Annotated in this window: 19 protein-coding genes and 1 tRNA gene; 13 read left to right on the top strand and 7 right to left on the bottom strand. The window is 61.3% G+C overall.

Going from position 1 to position 18,033, the window contains the following annotated elements; all coding sequences use genetic code 11:
- Positions 1 to 794: 794 nt before the first annotated feature.
- The gene (locus tag AB7828_RS08740; RefSeq protein WP_068732448.1) at positions 795 to 1,064 is read left to right on the top strand and encodes a hypothetical protein; all 270 of its coding nucleotides are present in this window, start codon (positions 795 to 797) and stop codon (positions 1,062 to 1,064) included.
- Positions 1,065 to 1,129: 65 nt separating this feature from the next.
- Here AB7828_RS08740 and AB7828_RS08735 read toward each other — a convergent pair whose 3' ends face one another.
- A complete protein-coding gene (locus AB7828_RS08735) occupies positions 1,130 to 1,522 on the bottom strand; it encodes an AprI/Inh family metalloprotease inhibitor (protein WP_231080355.1) in 393 nt (130 codons plus the stop codon).
- Between the two features lie 151 nt (positions 1,523 to 1,673).
- On the opposite strand from AB7828_RS08735, the gene AB7828_RS08730 reads away from it, so the two are divergent.
- Complete coding sequence (locus AB7828_RS08730; protein ID WP_231080356.1) at positions 1,674 to 2,000, top strand: hypothetical protein; 327 nt, start codon at positions 1,674 to 1,676, stop codon at positions 1,998 to 2,000.
- 464 nt (positions 2,001 to 2,464) lie between these two features.
- Here AB7828_RS08730 and AB7828_RS08725 read toward each other — a convergent pair whose 3' ends face one another.
- On the bottom strand, positions 2,465 to 3,364 hold the full coding sequence (locus AB7828_RS08725) for an AraC family transcriptional regulator (protein ID WP_231081111.1): 900 nt from the start codon (positions 3,362 to 3,364) through the stop codon (positions 2,465 to 2,467).
- 173 nt (positions 3,365 to 3,537) lie between these two features.
- Between AB7828_RS08725 and AB7828_RS08720 the strand changes: the two genes are divergently transcribed.
- The 4 genes from AB7828_RS08720 (at position 3,538) to AB7828_RS08705 (ending at position 6,017) form a co-directional block, all read left to right on the top strand.
- Positions 3,538 to 4,296, top strand: a complete 759-nt coding sequence (locus AB7828_RS08720; protein ID WP_309945317.1) for an SDR family NAD(P)-dependent oxidoreductase — start codon at positions 3,538 to 3,540, stop codon at positions 4,294 to 4,296.
- A gap of 29 nt (positions 4,297 to 4,325) precedes the next feature.
- On the top strand, positions 4,326 to 5,000 hold the full coding sequence (locus tag AB7828_RS08715; protein ID WP_120287780.1) for a glutathione S-transferase family protein: 675 nt from the start codon (positions 4,326 to 4,328) through the stop codon (positions 4,998 to 5,000).
- Positions 5,001 to 5,039: 39 nt separating this feature from the next.
- Positions 5,040 to 5,624 (top strand): isochorismatase family cysteine hydrolase, encoded by a 585-nt coding sequence (locus AB7828_RS08710; RefSeq protein ID WP_441232212.1) that lies wholly within the window; start codon positions 5,040 to 5,042, stop codon positions 5,622 to 5,624.
- Positions 5,625 to 5,702: 78 nt separating this feature from the next.
- Complete coding sequence (locus AB7828_RS08705; RefSeq protein ID WP_309945319.1) at positions 5,703 to 6,017, top strand: putative quinol monooxygenase; 315 nt, start codon at positions 5,703 to 5,705, stop codon at positions 6,015 to 6,017.
- Positions 6,018 to 6,425: 408 nt separating this feature from the next.
- On the opposite strand, the gene AB7828_RS08700 is transcribed toward AB7828_RS08705, so the two are convergent.
- Positions 6,426 to 6,516 (bottom strand) — tRNA-Ser (locus AB7828_RS08700).
- A 658-nt stretch (positions 6,517 to 7,174) separates the two neighbouring features.
- On the opposite strand from AB7828_RS08700, the gene AB7828_RS08695 reads away from it, so the two are divergent.
- On the top strand, positions 7,175 to 8,701 hold the full coding sequence (locus AB7828_RS08695; protein WP_441229941.1) for a porin: 1,527 nt from the start codon (positions 7,175 to 7,177) through the stop codon (positions 8,699 to 8,701).
- 172 nt (positions 8,702 to 8,873) lie between these two features.
- On the opposite strand, the gene AB7828_RS08690 is transcribed toward AB7828_RS08695, so the two are convergent.
- Positions 8,874 to 11,033, bottom strand: a complete 2,160-nt coding sequence (locus tag AB7828_RS08690) for a transglycosylase SLT domain-containing protein (RefSeq protein ID WP_441232211.1) — start codon at positions 11,031 to 11,033, stop codon at positions 8,874 to 8,876.
- 336 nt (positions 11,034 to 11,369) lie between these two features.
- Here AB7828_RS08690 and dapA point away from each other — a divergent pair, with 336 nt between their 5' ends.
- From dapA to AB7828_RS08670, 4 genes are all read left to right on the top strand, one after another.
- On the top strand, positions 11,370 to 12,263 hold the full coding sequence (gene dapA, locus AB7828_RS08685; RefSeq protein WP_441229940.1) for a 4-hydroxy-tetrahydrodipicolinate synthase: 894 nt from the start codon (positions 11,370 to 11,372) through the stop codon (positions 12,261 to 12,263).
- A 100-nt stretch (positions 12,264 to 12,363) separates the two neighbouring features.
- Complete coding sequence (mscL, locus tag AB7828_RS08680) at positions 12,364 to 12,780, top strand: large conductance mechanosensitive channel protein MscL (RefSeq protein WP_441229939.1); 417 nt, start codon at positions 12,364 to 12,366, stop codon at positions 12,778 to 12,780.
- A gap of 65 nt (positions 12,781 to 12,845) precedes the next feature.
- Positions 12,846 to 13,319: an SsrA-binding protein SmpB gene (gene smpB, locus AB7828_RS08675; RefSeq protein ID WP_068732465.1), complete on the top strand. Its 474-nt coding sequence runs from the start codon at positions 12,846 to 12,848 to the stop codon at positions 13,317 to 13,319.
- A 38-nt stretch (positions 13,320 to 13,357) separates the two neighbouring features.
- Positions 13,358 to 13,933, top strand: coding sequence for a peroxiredoxin (locus AB7828_RS08670; RefSeq protein ID WP_441229938.1), 576 nt, complete (start codon positions 13,358 to 13,360; stop codon positions 13,931 to 13,933).
- 6 nt (positions 13,934 to 13,939) lie between these two features.
- On the opposite strand, the gene AB7828_RS08665 is transcribed toward AB7828_RS08670, so the two are convergent.
- A complete protein-coding gene (locus AB7828_RS08665; RefSeq protein WP_441229937.1) occupies positions 13,940 to 14,824 on the bottom strand; it encodes an NmrA family NAD(P)-binding protein in 885 nt (294 codons plus the stop codon).
- A gap of 110 nt (positions 14,825 to 14,934) precedes the next feature.
- On the opposite strand from AB7828_RS08665, the gene AB7828_RS08660 reads away from it, so the two are divergent.
- Positions 14,935 to 15,828, top strand: a complete 894-nt coding sequence (locus tag AB7828_RS08660; RefSeq protein WP_441229936.1) for a LysR family transcriptional regulator — start codon at positions 14,935 to 14,937, stop codon at positions 15,826 to 15,828.
- A gap of 1 nt (position 15,829) precedes the next feature.
- On the opposite strand, the gene AB7828_RS08655 is transcribed toward AB7828_RS08660, so the two are convergent.
- Both AB7828_RS08655 and AB7828_RS08650 read right to left on the bottom strand, forming a co-directional pair.
- Positions 15,830 to 16,537, bottom strand: coding sequence for a uracil-DNA glycosylase (locus tag AB7828_RS08655; protein WP_093761396.1), 708 nt, complete (start codon positions 16,535 to 16,537; stop codon positions 15,830 to 15,832).
- A complete protein-coding gene (locus AB7828_RS08650) occupies positions 16,518 to 17,144 on the bottom strand; it encodes a LabA-like NYN domain-containing protein (protein WP_068732474.1) in 627 nt (208 codons plus the stop codon). Before AB7828_RS08650 ends, AB7828_RS08655 begins: the two co-directional genes overlap by 20 nt.
- A gap of 369 nt (positions 17,145 to 17,513) precedes the next feature.
- On the opposite strand from AB7828_RS08650, the gene rpoZ reads away from it, so the two are divergent.
- Positions 17,514 to 17,906 carry a DNA-directed RNA polymerase subunit omega gene (rpoZ, locus tag AB7828_RS08645; protein ID WP_068732476.1) on the top strand — a complete coding sequence of 131 codons (393 nt, stop codon included), beginning with the start codon at positions 17,514 to 17,516 and terminating at the stop codon, positions 17,904 to 17,906.
- The last annotated feature ends 127 nt before the right edge of the window (positions 17,907 to 18,033 follow it).

Genomic DNA, 18,033 nt, shown 5'->3' with positions numbered 1-18,033 from the left:
GCGCTGTGAAGAAGACCGCGAAGAAGACCAAGAAGGTCGCCAAGAAGAAGTAACTTCTTCTGCCACGATCGACGCCGGTGGCAACGCCGGCGACGTCACGAGAGCCTCGACGACAATTTGCTTCTCGAAGCGGATATTGATCGCAGCTCTGGTCGACGAAAGAGGGTGTCGGCGAGACATCAGGTCAAACGGCTGGACCGTCACTTCGAGGCAGAGCTTGCTCTCGCCGCGAGCCGGTCCGGCAAAGAAGCCGGTCATTCCGTGATTGGCGTTCTTTATTCGGTGCGGATCATTGGTCCGCAGTTTCATCGGTGGCTCCGGCCACATGAGATATGATCCTGACGTGTTGCCGACGCCCTCGTTTTTGCCGGTGCGGTTCATCCCCGGCGCTTTGAATGTCCCGATCCCGAATAGCTTTTGATCTGCTCGCTGTGACGTATCTCGCATTGGCGTCGTCGCATGTGCGGAGCAGGCCCTTTTAATATCCCTGGTCGCCGACGCTTACCTCTGGTCGCTGACGCTGCCGAGATGGTTACGGTATCCCCAAACAGCAGGGTAAACCGAATTCCGCAAAAATGCAGAAAACCCGCATAAATACTGGGTTTCTGGCCGCGTACGGGCCGATTCAGGCTTCGGCTCTTCAGATTTCGTTCATCCCGATACTTAAACTGCTCTTCAAATTTGATCGGTCATATTGATCCCAACAAGCCGGCAAACGGCGGTTGGGATTGCATCAAATAACGGACAGGAGCCGCGCTCGGTTGGGGCGGCAAAAGCAAAAAAAGGAATGACCGATGTTTCAGGGGCAGATCGATTTTGAAGCTGCGATGCCGATCGCAGAGACCGCCATCCAGGACGTGCTGTTCGAGCGCGGTCTGTACTGGGCGTCGGGCCGTTCGGGGATCGTTGACCTCGTCGCCGCGCACAAGTGGTTCAACCTCGCTGCCCTCAAGGGCCGGGTCGACGCCATCCCGATGCGCCGCGAGGTCGCCGAGATGATGTCGGATGTCGAGATCGCCGCCGCGCAGCGCGATGCCCGCGCCTGGCTGTCGACGGTTCACTGATCCGACTACGTGTTTTCGCGGTGGTTCGGCAGGCGCGATGCCCGCCGGGGCAGTGTGATGAGCCGCTACTTCTTGACGATGGTAAAGATGCCGTCGGTCTCCGGCTCCGCCACATAGCGGTTGTCCGGCGTCGAGAACTGGATGCGCAGTTTGCGGGTCGCGTCGGCAAAGCCGATCGTCCAACCCTCATAGAGCCGCCACGCCGCGATTTCCTCCATGACGGGGAAAGTCCTGGCGCAGTCCTTGGCCACGTCGATCTGTGAACCGCCGATGGTGTTGTCGCTCTTCAAAACGACGCGGCAGCGTTTGCTGCCTTTGGCGTCCTGGAGTTCCCAGGTCCCGTAGATATCCCTGAGCAGCGCCGGATCGACCTCCTTGAGATCCATCAGCTTGAGGGTCTGCCCCGAGGCGGCAGATGAGATCGCCATCGCGACGGCCATCGCGGCAGCCCATTTCATATCGCGCACTCCCTCGCATGTTTCCGAATGTACCGTAGCCACGTCACGGCCTTGTTACGAGCATCACGGTTGTAACGGGCATGTGCGCCCCAATGTCTGTCTCGTCGCTTGCAACGAGGCTGAGAGGCCGCGCAACAAAAAGGACAATGCTATGTCGACGAAGAAACTCACGCTCGCATCGATCATCCGCGCCAGCGGCCTCGCGACTCTGGTGGGTATTGCCATCAGCGGAGCCCAGCCTGCAGTTGCTGCATCGGCACCCGCATATCCGCAATCGATCCGCGCGCCCATTGCTGTCGCATCCACCGATATCAGTGCGGCACGCAAGAACCGGCAGGTGAGGCGCGCATCTCCGCGCGATGCCTATGGCAGCTATCTTGGCGGGGGCAGCTATGTCGGCGGGGGAGGCGGGGTATCGCAGTCCTATCCCGGCTACGGCTATGGCGTTGGCGACAATTCGCGGAATCAGACCTGGTAGATCCGTCATCCAGGATTTGACGCCTCGGCGGCGACCGTGAGCGTCGTCCGGGGAGGGTGTCCATGCTGTCGTGGACGGTGAGGGCGGGCCGCACGGCGATGATGAGCAATATTGCTCCGCCTTAGCGCTATGACGCCGGAGACCAAGCACTCAAGAACAGCGGAATATACGACTGCCCACGATCTGGCGCTTCGCCCACAGGGGACGGCTTCCGATGTCCCGGTCGTCCCTATGGGTCTCCATAGCTTTAGCCAGACAGAGCGCCGAAAAATCCAGTCGATTAGTAGGCGGCAGTCTTCGTCCGTCCCGATCATTGGGTCCTGTGCCATCGGCACGACGTTGCGCCTCATACTTGCCGAAGAGGCTGGTAAACTCGGAAGTCGAACGCGACAGCTCGCCATTTCGCGATGACCGCCGGCTCCCTTGAACAGTCTGGAGCCAGCAGCTTCGAAGCTGACGGCCGACTAATTGATCATTTGATTGTCGATCGACTGCCTGAGCTTGCGCACGTCGCGTGCGGGCGGAGCCCCGAACTGCCGCAGATATTCGCGGCTGAACTGAGAGGCGCTTTCATAGCCGACCGCATAGGCGACGTCGGATGCACTACGGTCGCCGGCGAGCAGCAACTGGCGCGCCTCCTGAAGGCGTATCTGCTTCTGATACTGGATCGGGCTCAATCCAGTCAGCGCGAGAAAGTGGCGATGCAGGCTCGCACGGCTCATGCCAGAAGCTTCGCACAGAGCCTCGATCCGCAGCCGCGTGTTGCCGTGGTCCCGAATCCATTCGACCGCGCGCCGGATGCCGCCGATCGCGCCTTCTGGGCGGGCGATGTGGCGCAACAGTCGCCCCTGCGAGCCCTGCAAAAGACGATAGAGCAATTCGCGTTCAGCCAACGGTGCGAGCGCCGGGATGTCCGCCGGCGTGTCGAGCAACGCCAGCAGTCGCAGCAGCGTGTCGCGCAGCGGCGGAGTCATCGGATTGATCGCGATGCCGCTGCCTGGCGCGTCCGTGTCGCGCATCGCTGGCATCGTTGATGCGACCTCGGCGAGAAGCGCCGGATCGAGGACCAGCGAAACCGCCACAAAAGGACTGCCGTCGTCAGCGTCATGGATCTGTCCGCTCAAGGGAAGATCGAGTGCGCTGACCAGGTATTGAGACGCGTCGTAGCGCAGCAGGTTGTCGTGGATGGCCACCTCTTTCGATCCCTGCAGAATGAAGCAGATCATCGAGCGGTAGAGACATGGTGACGTCCCCGAGGTCGCCTGTCCCACGCCGATTTCCAGGCGCGGGATTGGCGTCAAATTCATTCCGATCCGCCCGTGGCGGAGGGCGAGATCGCGATGCGGCTGTAGGTTGTCGGTCATGCCAACAAGCATGACACCAATCTTCACGCCTGCAAAGAGTCTGAGACAATTAGGCAAGCAATTGAGAGCATCAGGCGGGGTGTCGCACACAGCAATCGCCTATCTGACTGGCAGCCAATACGACGCCTCAGCGGCGTGCCGTCCGGAAAACCAAAATCACAAGGAACGTAGCCATGTCTCAGAAGATTGCACTCGTTACTGGCGCCAGCCGCGGCCTCGGTCGCAGCATGGCGCTGCACCTCGCCCGTCGCGGCGTCGGCATCGTCGGCACCTATCGCCAGGGCGCGGCGGAAGCCGATGCGCTGGTAAGCGAGATCGAGGCGCTGGGCGGCACGGCGGCGATGCTCGCGCTCGACGTCACCAAGGTGGCGAGTTTTCCGGCCTTCGCCGCATCCTTCGCCGAGACGCTCCGGAGCCGCTTCGGCAGCGACCGGTTCGACTATCTGGTCAACAACGCCGGTGCCGTCGTCCACGTGCAGGTCGCTGACGCGAGCGAGGAACAGTTCGATGCGATGATCGACATGCACCTGCGCGGACCGCTGTTCCTGACGCAGGCATTGCTACCGGTTCTCGCCGATGGCGGACGCATCCTCAACGTCTCGTCGGGCTTCACGCGCACGTCGATGGCCAGCTTCGGCCTTTATGCGGCGGCCAAGGCGGGGCTCGAGACGCTGACCCGGTTCATGGCGCTGGAACTCGGCGCGCGGCAGATCCGCGTCAACGCCATCGCGCCCGGTGCCATCGCCACCGATTTCGGCGGTGGTAGGGTCCGCGATAACGAACAGGCTCATGCCTTCGTCGCGAGCAAGATCGCGCTAGGCCGCGTCGGTCAGCCCGACGACATCGGCGGCGCGGTCGCAGCCATCCTGTCCGACGATTTCGGCTGGGCCAACGGCACGACGTTCGACGTGTCGGGCGGCCAGTCGCTCTGATCTCTGTTCCAGCACATCGAGACACCATCATGACCGAGCAAAACCTCACTCTCGTCAGCCATCCGCTGTGCCCATTCGTCCAGCGTGCCGCGATCGTCCTGCTCGAAAAAGGGGTGGCGTTCGACCGGGTCAACGTCGATCTATCGGCCAAGCCCGACTGGTTTCTGGCCCTGTCGCCGACCGGCAAAGTGCCGGTGCTGAAGGTGCGCCAGCCGAACGGTGAGGATGCGATCCTCTTCGAAAGCGTGGTCATCTGCGAATATCTGAACGAGACGCAGGGTGGCGCGGCGATGTATCCCGACGATGCATTGCTGCGTGCCCGGCATCGCGCCTGGATAGAATTCGCCACCCAGACCTTTACGGAGGGCTGGCAGTTCCTCCACGCCAAGGACATGGCGACCGCCGACGCGAAGCGGGCCGCCTTCCGTGATCGGCTGAGCAAGATCGAGGCCGAGCTGGGCGACGGCCCGTATTTCGCCGGGCCGGACTTTGGTCTGGTCGATGCGGTCTACGCACCGCTGTTCCGCTATTTCGGGATCATCGATCCGGAAGTGGCTGACCCGATCTTCGCGGGCCTGCCACGCGTTACGGCGTGGCGCGCGGCGCTCGCTGAGCGACCTAGCGTCAAGAACGCCGTCATCGACACCTATCCCGACCTGTTTCGCGACCACCTGCGCCAGCAAGGCGCGATGATCGCCGCCTGATCCTAACCAACATCGCAGGAGTTATACCATGACCGACGCATCCAGAGCGCGCTGATCCTAATCGAATATGTCAACGACTGGCTCTCGCCGACCGGTGGCATCTATCCGGCGTTCCAGGACCGGGAGCAGGTCGACACCGCTATCGCCAATTCGAAGATCATCCCCGAAGAGGCCCGCCGTCGCGGCCTGCACGTGATCCACGCAGCGCTGAAGTTCGAGCCGACATTCAAGGTGCTGGGCGAGGCCAAGTACGGCCTGCGCAAGATGACGCGCGACCATGGCGCGTTCCTGGGTGAGCAGGCCGATTTCTTCCCCGGGTTCGAGCCGGCGGCGGGCGAGCATGTCGTTCGCGAGCGCGCCGGCGGCAGCAGCGTTTTCGTCGGAACCACGCTCGACGGCTACTTGCGCAACAACCGCATCGACGAGATCTACCTGTCGGGCTTTTCGCTGCGCCAGTGCGTCGAGTCTTCGATGCGTAATGCCCACGACCTCGGCTGCCACACCAACGTCATCTACGACGCGTCGGCCGGCTATACCCGCAAGCAGCGGGACGATTTCGTGGCCGAGATCGCTCCCTTCTACGCCAACGCCATCACCGCGCAGGAGTTCGTGGGCAAGGCATAATCCATCGCTGGATCCGGCCCGGTGATGGGCCGGGCTGCCGTCGGGCCGTAGATGCGAGACGATACAATGATCGGGATAATGGTCGAACTCACAGTCGCGCCGGGTAGCACCGACGCATTTGAACACGCCTTCGCGGTCCAGGCTGCTGCGGTGCGTGCCAACGAACCGGGTAACCGCCTGTACGAACTGCTCAAGTCGCGCACCTTGGCCGACAGCTACACGCTGATCGAAATCTACGAGGACGAGGCCGCGCTCGCCGCGCACCGGACATCGTCGCACATGGCGGCCAATCGACCGCTGACCGCGCCGTTCTTCGCCGCACCGCCCGTCATGCACATGTTCACGGTTGTGCCGCACGCATTGGGACCGACCGACGGTCGAGCTATAGCGTGATGACGGCGATACAGGTTCTCCACTAGCTAGGTGCGATCACCGTACAGCACCTGGCCGCGAACGGCACTAAGCTTTTCTTTGGGGGGGGGGAAAAAACGACACAGTCGTCGTGGCCGACACCTTCGAAAACGTCACTTCGCTGTTAGGCGCGGCGCGTCCGTCAATATAAACGACTCGGCCGGGGTGTACATCCGGAGGCCTTGGTATCGGGCGCTGCAGCTCTGCTCCACGGCTCCAGGCCTGAGCTGCAAGATCAGTGGCTTAGGTGATACCCCCACGGGTTATAGTCCGGCAGCCAAAATCACTGAAAAAGTCTAAAACGGGCAACAATTCGCGCAACAAAACGTACAACGCCGGGATTTGAACGGCGTTGTTTTAGTTGCGTTATTTCAAGCGAAAAAGAGGTAATGGCGGAGCCGGAGGGATTCGAACCCTCGATACCCTTGAGAGGTATGCCGCTTTAGCAAAGCGGTGCCTTCAGCCACTCGGCCACAGCTCCATCATTGCTGCATATGCCCGACACCGTCGCGAGCCGCAAGCGCCAGATCGCAGTCTTCAGCGCATGTTCGCAGAAATCGGACACGTCCGATGTGGATGTGTCTTTATAATATTCAGATGCCGCGCCCGCCTGTGGTGCATTTGCCGCTGGGAAATGGGCCCCGAGGCCGTTTATCGATTGCCATCCGCCCGGAATTTATCGCTCCGGCAAATGCGAGGCGATTCGGCCGATGGGCCAGCAAAGTCGGCCAGATACATCGAATGCGAGTGGGAATGTGTTTCTGCTCGTTACGGGATGGATCGGTGCCCTGAAATGCGGCGCTGGAAATTCTGATTTTGAAACAATTGCTTGCCGAGAATTCGCATTCACGAGTCCGTGTGATTTAAGCAACACAGCCTAGGAAACGGCCGAATGGAGGCCGCTTTGAGGCGTTCCATTGTTGCGGAGCGAGAAGCCTTAGGAGATGGTCTCGGTGCGACGGAGGGGGGCATCCCGAGGTCGTCCCGTAAGGTGGTTCGTCCTGAATCTCGTCGGCACGCTCGTGCGACGGGTTTTGCGTTTCGGAGCGTTTGCGGGTTGTCAGGGATTAAGGGGACTTGTCTTCAGGGTGGCCTCCACCCCGTTGCAGAACCTTCCCTAAAGCAACTTGGAGGTTTACATGAAGACGATTAAGGGCCTTATTCTCGGCTCGACGGCAGCTTTGCTCGCCGTTGGCGGAGCTCAGGCAGCCGATCTTCCCGTCAAGGCCAAAGCGGTCGAATACGTGAAGATCTGCTCCCTCTACGGCGCGGGTTTCTACTACATCCCGGGCACCGACACCTGCATCAAGATCGGCGGCGCGATCCGTTTGGACACCTCGTTCAACGCCGCAGCTTACGACACCCCGTTCTGGCAGGGTGGCGCTGGTGGCAATAATCTTTGGACCAAGGATTATTTCATCACCCGCGAACGTATCAACCTGACCACCGATACCCGCACTGCCACCGAATACGGTGTCGTTCGTACCTACGCGAACATGCAGTTCGACTTCTCGCAGAACCGTGAATCGATCGCTGGTGGCTTCACCGAAGTCGACTACGCCTTCATTCAGTTCGCCGGCTTCACCTTCGGTAAGGCCGTCTCGCAGTTCGATCCGCAGTGGGCCCTCAACAAGCCTTACATCTCGTCGGGCTTCATGGCAGGTTCGAACAACACGACCGGTATCCCGCAGATCGCCTACACCGCTTCGTTCGGTAACGGCGTGTCGGCGACGATCTCGCTCGAAAACGCTTCGGCCTACCGCAACGCCGGCCTCTGGAATACCAATTCTTTCATCACCGGACCGGGCGCGAGCACGTTCACGGGTGCGTTCTACGGCACGACCTCGAACACGTTCCTCGGCAATGCCTACGGCGGCAACCACATTCCTGACGTCGTCGGCAACATCCGCCTCGACCAGGCTTGGGGCACGCTGCACTTCGGCGCTGCGATGCACACTGCTACCCCGGGCTTCTACGGCGCGAACGAAGCTACCGGTCACGCTGACGACAAGTACGGTTTCGCAGTCAACGGTGCGGTTGAATTCAAGAACCTGCCCACCGGCGCTGGTGACACTCTGAAGCTCGAAGCAACCTACGCAAAGGGCGCAGCGAAGTACGCGATCGCTGGCGGCACCACCGATACCTCGGGCGGCGGTCGTTTCGCGAAGGTCGACGGCAACACCATCGGCTTCGGTTACGTTCTCGATGGCGTCTACACCACCAATGGCCAGATCATCCAGAGCGAAGCCTGGTCGGTCGCCGGCTTCTACGAGCACTACTGGAACCCGGCATGGCGCACGTCGCTGTTCGGCAGCTACAGCAGCATCTCGTACGGTGACGGCAATGCTCTGATGCTCGCCGCATTCCAGGGCCTCACCACGGGTGGCCCGGGCACCAGCAGCTCGTCGGCTGCAGCATCTCGCGCTGGCACCTTCGCCGGCACCGGCAACTTCGACTTCGCCGTGGCCCAGATCGGTACCCGTACCGCCTGGACCCCTGTCAAGAACCTGACCCTGTCGGCTGAATTCACCTACAGCCGCCTCGAGCAGAACCTCAACGGCACCTACACCGTGACGAGCATGTCCGGCAAGCCGGCTGGTACGGTCCTGAACACGAGCAACCAGAACCTCTACAACGGTTCGGTTCAGATCCTGCGCTCGTTCTAATATCGACTGCCTCACGGCAATCGCTATCTGAAACAATGACCCCCGGCAGGAAACTGCCGGGGGTTTTTGCTTGCGTGATCGATCGCTGTGCCAAGGCGTAGGATGGATTTCGCTCGACGCTTACGCGTCTGCGGTCTACCCATCCGACTTATTCGCACTGTCCTGGTTGATGCTACTCGACGCTGCTGCTGGCACCGCGATGCAGGTCGGCCTCGATCTGCAGCCGTGAGCCACCGCCGAAGCGGGCGCGATAAACCTGCAGATTTTCCATAATGCGCTGGACGTAGTTGCGCGTTTCCGAGAACGGAATCGACTCGACCCAGTCGACCGGATCGACCTTGGGGTCACGTGGATCACCGTAGCGTTCGATCCATTTGCGCACGCTACCGCGGCCCGCGTTGTAACCGGCAAAGGTCATGATGTAGGAGCCGCGATAGTCTTCGAGCAGGCCACCGAGTTCGGCGGCGCCCAGCGTCGCATTGTAGACCGAATCGCCCTTGAGGCGTGAGAGGTCATAGGTGCCGCCGTGCCGCTTGGTGACGTATTGCGCCGCGCTCGGCGTCACCTGCATCAGACCATAGGCCTGGGCCGGCGACACGACGGCCGGATTGAAGGCGCTTTCCTGCCGTGCGATCGCATAGACCACGGCAGACTCGACTTCGGGCCCGATCGGGCGGTAGCTCGGAATGCCCGTTGTCGGATAGGCATAGTGATCGAACGGCAGGCCGCGATTGAGCGCCGCCTTGCCGACCAGCAATGTGCCGCGGGCATCCTTGTTCTGTTGCGCGAGCTCGGCAAGGCCGAGCACCGCTTCTGGATCGCCGTTCTCGCCGACATCGGCGAAGATCGGGATGGCGACTTCGCGCTCGTCCATAGCGTAGAGCAGTTGCACCGCGCGGACGATTTCCAGTCGATCGAGCCCCCGCGCGCGGGCGGTCAACGCGCCGCTGATGTCGAGCTGCTGCAGGCCAAGCTTCGCGCGGGCGAGCTGGCCGTAATAGCTGGTGGATTGCTCTGCTGCGCGCGTGTAGGCGGCACGCGCTTCCTGGCTGCGGCCTGCGGCTTCCGCAGCACGGCCCTGCCAGTAACCGGCGCGGGCGAGGGCTGTCGGATTGACGCTGCCGACGCCGATACGTGCGAAGTGCTGAGCGGCAGTTGCGGGATCTTTCAGGAAGCGCAACGCGATCCAGCCGGCGGTGAACTCCTGCTCGGTCTTGTAGATGTCGCGCGCGGGCAGGGCGGCATCGCGTGCCACGAGATAGGCCGAGCGATGTTCGCCGACGTCGAGTAGTTTGCGCGCCGTGAGACGTCGCTCGATCCACCATTCGTCGAGATTGTGCAGGCGCTGCGGTTCGCGCGGCGCTGCAATCATCAGCCGCGCTGCTTCGCCGAATTTCTCCTCGCGGCGCAGCTGCTGAATGTGGCTGAAGATGTAGCCGGGGTCGCTATGCAGCTCGGACGGCACTGCGGCGAGCAGCGCGTTGGCGTTCGATGCCTTCTTGGTGACGCCGATGCGCGCCCGCGCGAGCGCCATCTGCGCGCCGCCGAGGCGCTTGGCAGAGCGCAGCGCGGCATCTGAATCGCTGCCATAGAGCAGCATGTCCATGCGCGCCTTGTGATCGCCGGGTGTGATCAGCGGACCGAACATGTCGATGGCCATGTTCTCGGTATCGCCCGATAACGGATCGCTGCGCCATGCATCACGGATCAGCCGCTCCGCGCCGGCGCGGTCGCCGCGCGCGAGGAGCGACTTGGCCAGAGCGAATTTGCCCTTGGCGGAAATCGGCTTCTCGCTCTCGAAATAGGACTGGATCGCGGAGTCGTCGCGCTTGTCGTCCCACAGCGCCGCTTCGATGCGGCGTCGCAGGAAGGTCTGCGATGGCCAGCTCGGATTGGCGGCGACGAAAGCGCGGTAGCGCTCGACCGAAGCGCCATTGTCATCGCTGCGCAGATAGATCCATTCGCCGAGCTTGCGCGCAACTGGATCGCCAATCGTTTGCACGACCTGCGCGGCTTCCGACCCCTTGCGCTTGCGGATCAGCTCGATGACGTTTTCAAGCGTTTCGGCATCCGCCTGTGGGGTGGATGTTGTTGCCGCCACCGCGGCGCGGGCGATCGGCTTCTTGGCAGCAGGTGGAATTGCCGCATGCTGGCGTGTGGCGGGCTGGATTACGGGAGCCGGGCTCGCAGCATCCGGCGCGAGCGGCTTCGCCGGGGTCGCCACGGCCGTGGGGGCCTGTGCGGCACTGCGCGCAATGGGGCGCGCTTTCGGCAATGGAACCTTGGTGGCCGCCCAGGCCTCGACGGCCAGCACCGATACTCCGACCGCCAGCGCCAGACCGGAGCCCAAGGCTGTCCGTTGCAAGGCCGTCCGCCGCGCAGTCGAGGTGAGGAGCAGGTGCTTCACGGCGTTCCCTCGCGGCGAATCAGACAATCGCACGCATTCCCATGATGTATTTGATTGAAACGGTGACCAAATCGTCAATTTCTGTAACCGCTTGCTCCTCTCTGCCCGGCCACGGCGGCGAAATCACGGCCAAACAGCCGGTAAACTGCGCTGAAACCGCTTCGGGCGGTCTTTCGCCGCAGCCACAGACTCGGTAAGACTTGCTGTTCAATCAATCGGTTCAAGCAGACGGCTAAAGCCGCATCGCGTTCGGAGCAGACCATGGCAGCCACCAAGACGAATTTCCGGGGGTCTTACACCGCGCTGGTCACGCCGTTCAAAGATGGCGCGCTGGACGAGGCAGGCTTTCGTGCGCTCGTCAGCTGGCAGATGGCCGAGGGCAGCAACGGCCTCGTTCCGGTTGGCACCACGGGCGAGAGCCCGACGCTGAGCCATGAAGAGCATTACAAGGTCGTCGAATGGTGCATCGACGAAGCCAAGGGCCGCGTGCCGGTGATCGCTGGCGCCGGGTCCAACTCCACCAAGGAAGCGGTGGCACTGGCGATGCACGCCGAGAAGGCCGGTGCGGATGCGGTGCTGGTGGTGACGCCGTATTACAACAAGCCCACGCAAGAGGGCATGTATCAGCACTTCAAGGCGGTGAACGATGCGATCGGCATTCCGATCATCATCTACAATATTCCGCCGCGGTCGGTGGTCGATATGTCCGTCGACACCATGGCGCGCCTATATGAGCTGAAGAACATTGCCGGCGTGAAGGATGCCACTGCCGATCTCGCGCGTGTGTCCAAGCAGCGTCACGCGATGGGACCGGATTTCATCCAGATGTCCGGCGAAGACATGACCGCGCTGGCCTATATGGCGGCGGGTGGCCATGGCTGCATTTCGGTGACGGCGAATGTTGCGCCGAAGCTGTGTGCCGAACTGATGTCGCTGGTGCTCAAGGGCGACTATGCCGGGGCACTCAAGGTCCAGGATCGCCTGACGCCGCTGCATGACACGATCTTCAAGGAGCCGGGCCTTGCCGGCGCCAAGCACGGCCTCGCTTTGCTGGGCCGCATCAAGGAAGAGGTACGTCTGCCGCTGATGACGGTGACGCCGCCGACCGGCAAGGTGATCCGCGACGCCATGGTCTTCGCCGGCCTCATCAACTAGGCATCTGCATCAACCGGATGTTGAGTGATTTTGGCTGCGTCATCTCTCCCTATTTGTAAGCGCGTACTTGTCGTTCGTTGAAAACAAAAAGGAATTGCAGATGCTGAAGGAATTTCGTGATTTCGCGATGAAGGGCAATGTGGTCGATCTCGCCGTCGGCGTGATCATCGGCGCGGCCTTCGGTGCCATCGTCTCGTCGATGGTGGCCGACGTCATCATGCCGATCATCGGCGCGATCACCGGCGGTCTCGATTTCTCGAATTACTTCATGGGTCTCTCGAAATCCGTTACGGCAACCAATCTGGCCGACGCCAAGAAGCAGGGCGCCGTACTGGCCTGGGGCAGCTTTCTGACCCTGACGCTGAACTTCATCATTGTCGCCTTTGTCCTGTTCTTGGTGATCCGCTTCATGAACCAGCTTAAGCGCAACGATGCCGCCAAGCCGGTTGAACCGCCGAAGCCGACCCGTGAAGAAGAACTGCTGACCGAGATCCGCGACCTGCTCAAGAAGGCCTGAGCCCAAGGCTTGGGTCGGGCATTCGGGGCACCTATATTCGGTCGGCACGCTGAAAGTATTGAACGATGGCCGAAAAGAACGAACGCCCGATCAAGGTGATCGCCGAGAACCGCAAGGCGCGGTTCAACTATGCCGTCGAGGATACAGTCGAGGCAGGCATCGCCTTGACCGGGACCGAGGTGAAGTCGATCCGTAACGGCAAGAGCACCATTGCGGAATCCTATGCCGATCCGAAGGACGGCGAGATCTGGCTGATCAACTGCAACATCCCTGAATATCTGCAGGCCAACCGCTTCAACCACGAGCCGAAGCGGCCGCGCAAGCTGCTGCTGCATCGCAAGCAGATCAACAAGCTGATGGGTGCGGTAGAACGTCAGGGCATGACCCTTGTGCCGTTGAAGATGTACTTCAACGAACGCGGCCGGGTTAAGCTGCAGCTTGCGCTGGCAAAGGGCAAGCAGCTCCACGACAAGCGTGCGAGCGAGAAGGACCGTGACTGGGGCCGCGAGAAGGGCCGTCTGTTGCGCGCGCGGGGATAAGGCTGGGCGTCGCCCATTCTTTCAAACAAGAGGATGAGATGACGCAAGGTAACCTGCTCGAAGTCGACTGGAGCAAGATCCCGGCACCGAAAGACGACGGCGCCGCCAATCATCTGACCGGCATGACGATCCCTCCGGTCAGCCTGCGCGCCACGAACGATACGGCGGTTACGCTGTCCGAACTCACCGGCCGCACCGTGGTGTTTGGCTATCCGCGCACAGGCGAGCCCGGTAAAATCGGGCTGGTCGATGACTGGGACATGATCCCCGGCGCGCGTGGCTGCACGCCGCAGACCTGTTCCTTCCGCGATCTGTTCGCGGAGCTGAAGGCCGCTGGCGCCAAGCATGTGTTTGGCCTGTCGACGCAGAGCAACGCATATCAGACCGAAATGGCTGGACGGCTGCATCTGCCGTTTCCGGTACTGTCCGACGAGCAGCTTGAGCTGAGCGACGCACTCAGCCTGCCGACTATGGACGTTGCCGATCTCACGATGATCAAGCGCATGGCCATGATCATCGACGACGGCAAGATCACCCATGTGTTCTATCCGGTGTTTCCGCCGGACCGGAACGCAGGCGATGTTCTGGAATGGCTGAAGGCGAACCCGGTCTAGCCCAGGCTAGGACGAGCCTGCTTTGACGGGTGTCTCGACAACGAGCGCTTTGATCGCTTGATCGATTGTGATCGTGCCCTTGCGCGATTCCGCCTCGCGTTTGGGGAAGTCGATCCAGCCTTCGTTGAAGCCATCGAGCATCTGCATTCGCGGTGTCGGATTCGTCATGCCTTGCTCGCGAAATAGTCTGTCCCAGCCATCGCGCGCAACGATGCGAGTTTTGACGGGACCGCCGAGCGCGTTCGTGAACGCCTTGGCGATATCGTTCGGCGACACGCGGCGGGGGCCTTCGAGATCGATCACGCGATGGCCCACCCAGCTTTCGAGCAAGAGCTCTGCTGCTGTGCGGCCGACGTCTTCCACGGAGACCATCGGGAAGGTTTTATCCAGCGGCTGGAGATAGCTCGAAATGACGCCATCCGTGCGTGCAGGTGTGACATCCCACGCCGCGTTCTCCATGAACCATGCCGCGCGCAGGAAGGTCACGGGCATCGGCAAGTCGGCGAGTGCGTGTTCCAGCAGTCCGAGCTGGTTGAGTAGGTTCGGCTGCGGCGCATCCGCTCCAATAGTTGAAAGCACAACCAGTTTCGGCGGCTGCGCCACGCGGAGTGCGGTGTGGAGGGCTTCGATCATCGCGCGGCCCTCGGTAAAACCGGGGCTCGGGTCAAATGTCGGCGGCAGCATCGCGAACGCGCCGTCGACATCCGAGAAAGCTTTTGTCAGCGCCGAGGCATCGCGGGTGTTGGCGAGGGCGATATCCGCGCCACGTGCTGCCCACGTTTCGCTTTTGCTGAGATCTCGAACGACGACGCGGATGGATTGATCGGCGGCAAGCAGCGTGCGGGCGACAGCGCCGCCGACTTTGCCGGTGGCTCCTGTGATGGCGAACATGGTGGCTCTCCGAATGGGTGGGAATGCCGGTGTTGTCCCATTTTTCGATATTTGACTGAAACGAGAACAGGTCACATCATTGCTGACTGAATATCAGGAATGATGTTGCGATGGACGGACGACTTTTGACCGGCGTGACCGTGCTGGATGCTGTGATCGCAAGTGGGGGCTTCTCGCGGGCGGCAGAGGCGCTGGGTATGTCGGCATCCGGCGTCAGTCACGCGATCGCGCGGCTGGAGGCCCGGCTCGGCGTAAGACTGCTGGACCGCACGACGCGTTCGATTGCGCTCACCGATGAGGGGCGCAGGTTTTACGAGCGGGTGCGGCCGTCGCTGGAGGAGATCGAGGAGGCGGCAGTCGATGCCTCCGGCGCTTCGGCTCGGGTGCGAGGTCGGCTCCGGGTCAATATCGATCCATTCTTCTCACGCCTGGTGCTGGCCGGGCATCTCGGCGGTTTTCTCGCGACATATCCTGAATTGGCACTGGAGACGATCACCCGCGAACACGTCGGCGATCTGGTGGCGGATGGCGTTGATGTGGCCGTGCGGTTCGGCGAGCCACTTGGCGCATCCCTTATCTCGCGCAAGCTTGCGGATATTCAGGTGCTGACCGTTGCGTCACCGCGCTATCTGAAACGCCATGGCCGACCGCAGGCGCCGCTGGATTTGTTGAAGCACCAGTGCATCGATTTCCGCGATCCGCAGACCGGTCGCCCCTACGACTGGGAGTTTCATCGCAAGGGCAAGGTCCTTCCTGTCAGGATCTCAAGCCGGCTGGTGTTGAGCGATGCGGGGACCATGCTGACCGAGTGCCTGGCGGGGACCGGGATTTGCCAGGTGCTTGCCATTGCCGTGAAGGACCAGCTCGCGAAAGGCAGCCTGGTCAATCTGTTTCCGGATTGGGCCGACGAGACCTTTCCGCTCTACGTGCTATATCCTTCGCGGCATCATCCGCCGGCGAAGGTGCGCGCCTTCATCGACTTTGTGTCGCGAACGGTTCGCTGACTTACTGCGCCAGATCCGCCTTCACCCGCGCAAACACCGCACGGAACATCTCGGGCGTCAGCACGCGCGTATTCGTGTTGTAGCGCGAGCAGTGATAGCTGTCGTAGAGCTTGAAGCGGCCGACATCGTGAACGGCACCGTGCGCAAAAGGCGCTGTCACGGCGCGAATGCCGAGCGTCCTCAGCATCGTGTCGTGGGCGACGCGGCCCAGCAGCACGATGGCGCGCAATCGCGGCATGGTGTCCATCGTGGCAATCAGAAACGGCCGGCAGGTGGTGATCTCGACGGGCAGGGGCTTGTTCTGTGGTGGCACGCAGCGCACGGCATTGGTGATCCGGCAATCCTGCAGCATTAGCCCGTCATCAGGACGTGCTTCATAGGTGCCGGAGGCAAAGCCGAAATCCAGCAAAGTCTCGTAGAGCAGGTCGCCAGCATAGTCGCCGGTAAAGGGACGTCCGGTACGATTGGCGCCCTGCACGCCGGGAGCGAGGCCCACGATCAGCAGTGCTGCGTCCGAGGTGCCGAAGGACGGCACAGGGCCGTTATAGCCACCAGGATCCTTCTCGCGCACCGCCATACGGTACTCGACAAGACGTGGGCAGAGGGGACAATCGCGCCCGGGGTCGATGGGAGTACCGGCGGAAATCGCGGATGCGACCACCGCCGGCTGTTGTCTGCTGAGTTGCGTCTTAGTCTTCGAAATCTTCATCGCCTCGTGGCGCCATGGTGGTCGCGCGCTGCAGGAATTGCGGCGTCTGATGACGCGGCTCGCGCGGAGCAGGGCGCTCTGCCGGATCGCGGCCAAGCTTGCTCTGCAGTTCCATGAGATCGGTAAACACGTCTGCCTGCCGGCGCAACTCGTCGGCGATCATTGGTGGCTGGCTCGAGATGGTGGACACCACGGTGACGCGGACGCCGCGACGCTGCACGGCTTCGACCAGGGAGCGGAAGTCGCCATCGCCCGAGAAAAGCACGATCTGGTCGACATGTTCGGCCAGTTCCATGGCATCGACGGCGAGCTCGATGTCCATATTCCCCTTCACCTTGCGTCGGCCGGACGCATCGATGAATTCCTTGGTGGCCTTGGTCACCACCGTATACCCGTTGTAATCGAGCCAATCGATCAGCGGGCGAATCGACGAGTATTCCTGATCCTCGATAATGGCGGTGTAATAGAAGGCCCGGACGAGGGTCCCGCGGCTCTGAAATTCCTTGAGGAGGCGCTTGTAGTCGATATCGAAACCGAGGGTCTTGGCGGTGGCGTACAGGTTGGCGCCGTCGATGAAGAGTGCGATCTTGTTAGATGTGAGGGACATCAAGTTTTCTCATGTGGTTTGTTGTTGTTAGCGTTTTTGGCGCGACTTCGTCGTTGCGCATTTGAATCACATTTGTCGTCCGCTCTTCGTCGGATCGGCTTTATTGACGCCACGCAATCAGCTGGTCTGGAACTGCCCGAATATGCCGATCCATCTTCCCTTGCAATGAAGCCTTTTGGTGTCGAGATATCCGCTTCTGGCCAGATGGTGCCACCGCTTCTGCGGTCTTTTCGAGGGTACCATAGTGCGGCAGAAAACCAAGCCAAGAAGGACGCAATTCCAAATTGGTCCTTGCGAATGCCGCAAAGCCCCTATACCTACGGGACTTAATCATCATATTCGGTCCCACAACAAACGGAGCGACATTTTATGGCGCGCGTAACCGTCGAAGATTGCATCGATAAGGTCGACAACCGGTTCGACCTGGTGTTGCTGGCAGCACACCGGGCACGAATGATTTCGTCCGGTTCACAACTTACGATTGATCGCGACAACGACAAGAATCCCGTTGTTTCGCTGCGCGAAATCGCTGATCAGACCATTTCCCCGGAAGATCTACGTGAGGAACTGGTCCATTCGCTGCAGAAGTTCGTGGAAGTCGACGAGCCGGAGCCGGATACGATTCCGCTGATCGGTTCCGCTGGCGCCAGCGTCGATGCCGACGATACCGAAGTGGCCGTCGAGCGCATGACCGAAGAAGAGCTCCTCAAGGGTCTCGAGGGCCTCGCTCCGCCGGAAGAGCAGCCCGAAGAAGACGAGTAAAGCGATACACACGGTTTTTTGCTTAACCGTTTTGATTATCAGTCATCACAAAGGCCCGGACATGCTTCCGGGCCTTTGCTTTTGCAGTCCGTTTCGGGGCAAACTTGAGATGAAGAATCCAGGTCGC

The sequence above is a fragment of the Tardiphaga sp. 215_C5_N2_1 genome, from assembly GCF_052076055.1.
Lineage (GTDB): Bacteria > Pseudomonadota > Alphaproteobacteria > Rhizobiales > Xanthobacteraceae > Tardiphaga > Tardiphaga robiniae.
The sequence above is the reverse complement of the archived record's forward strand: the minus strand, read 5'-3'. Positions and strand labels throughout refer to the sequence as shown.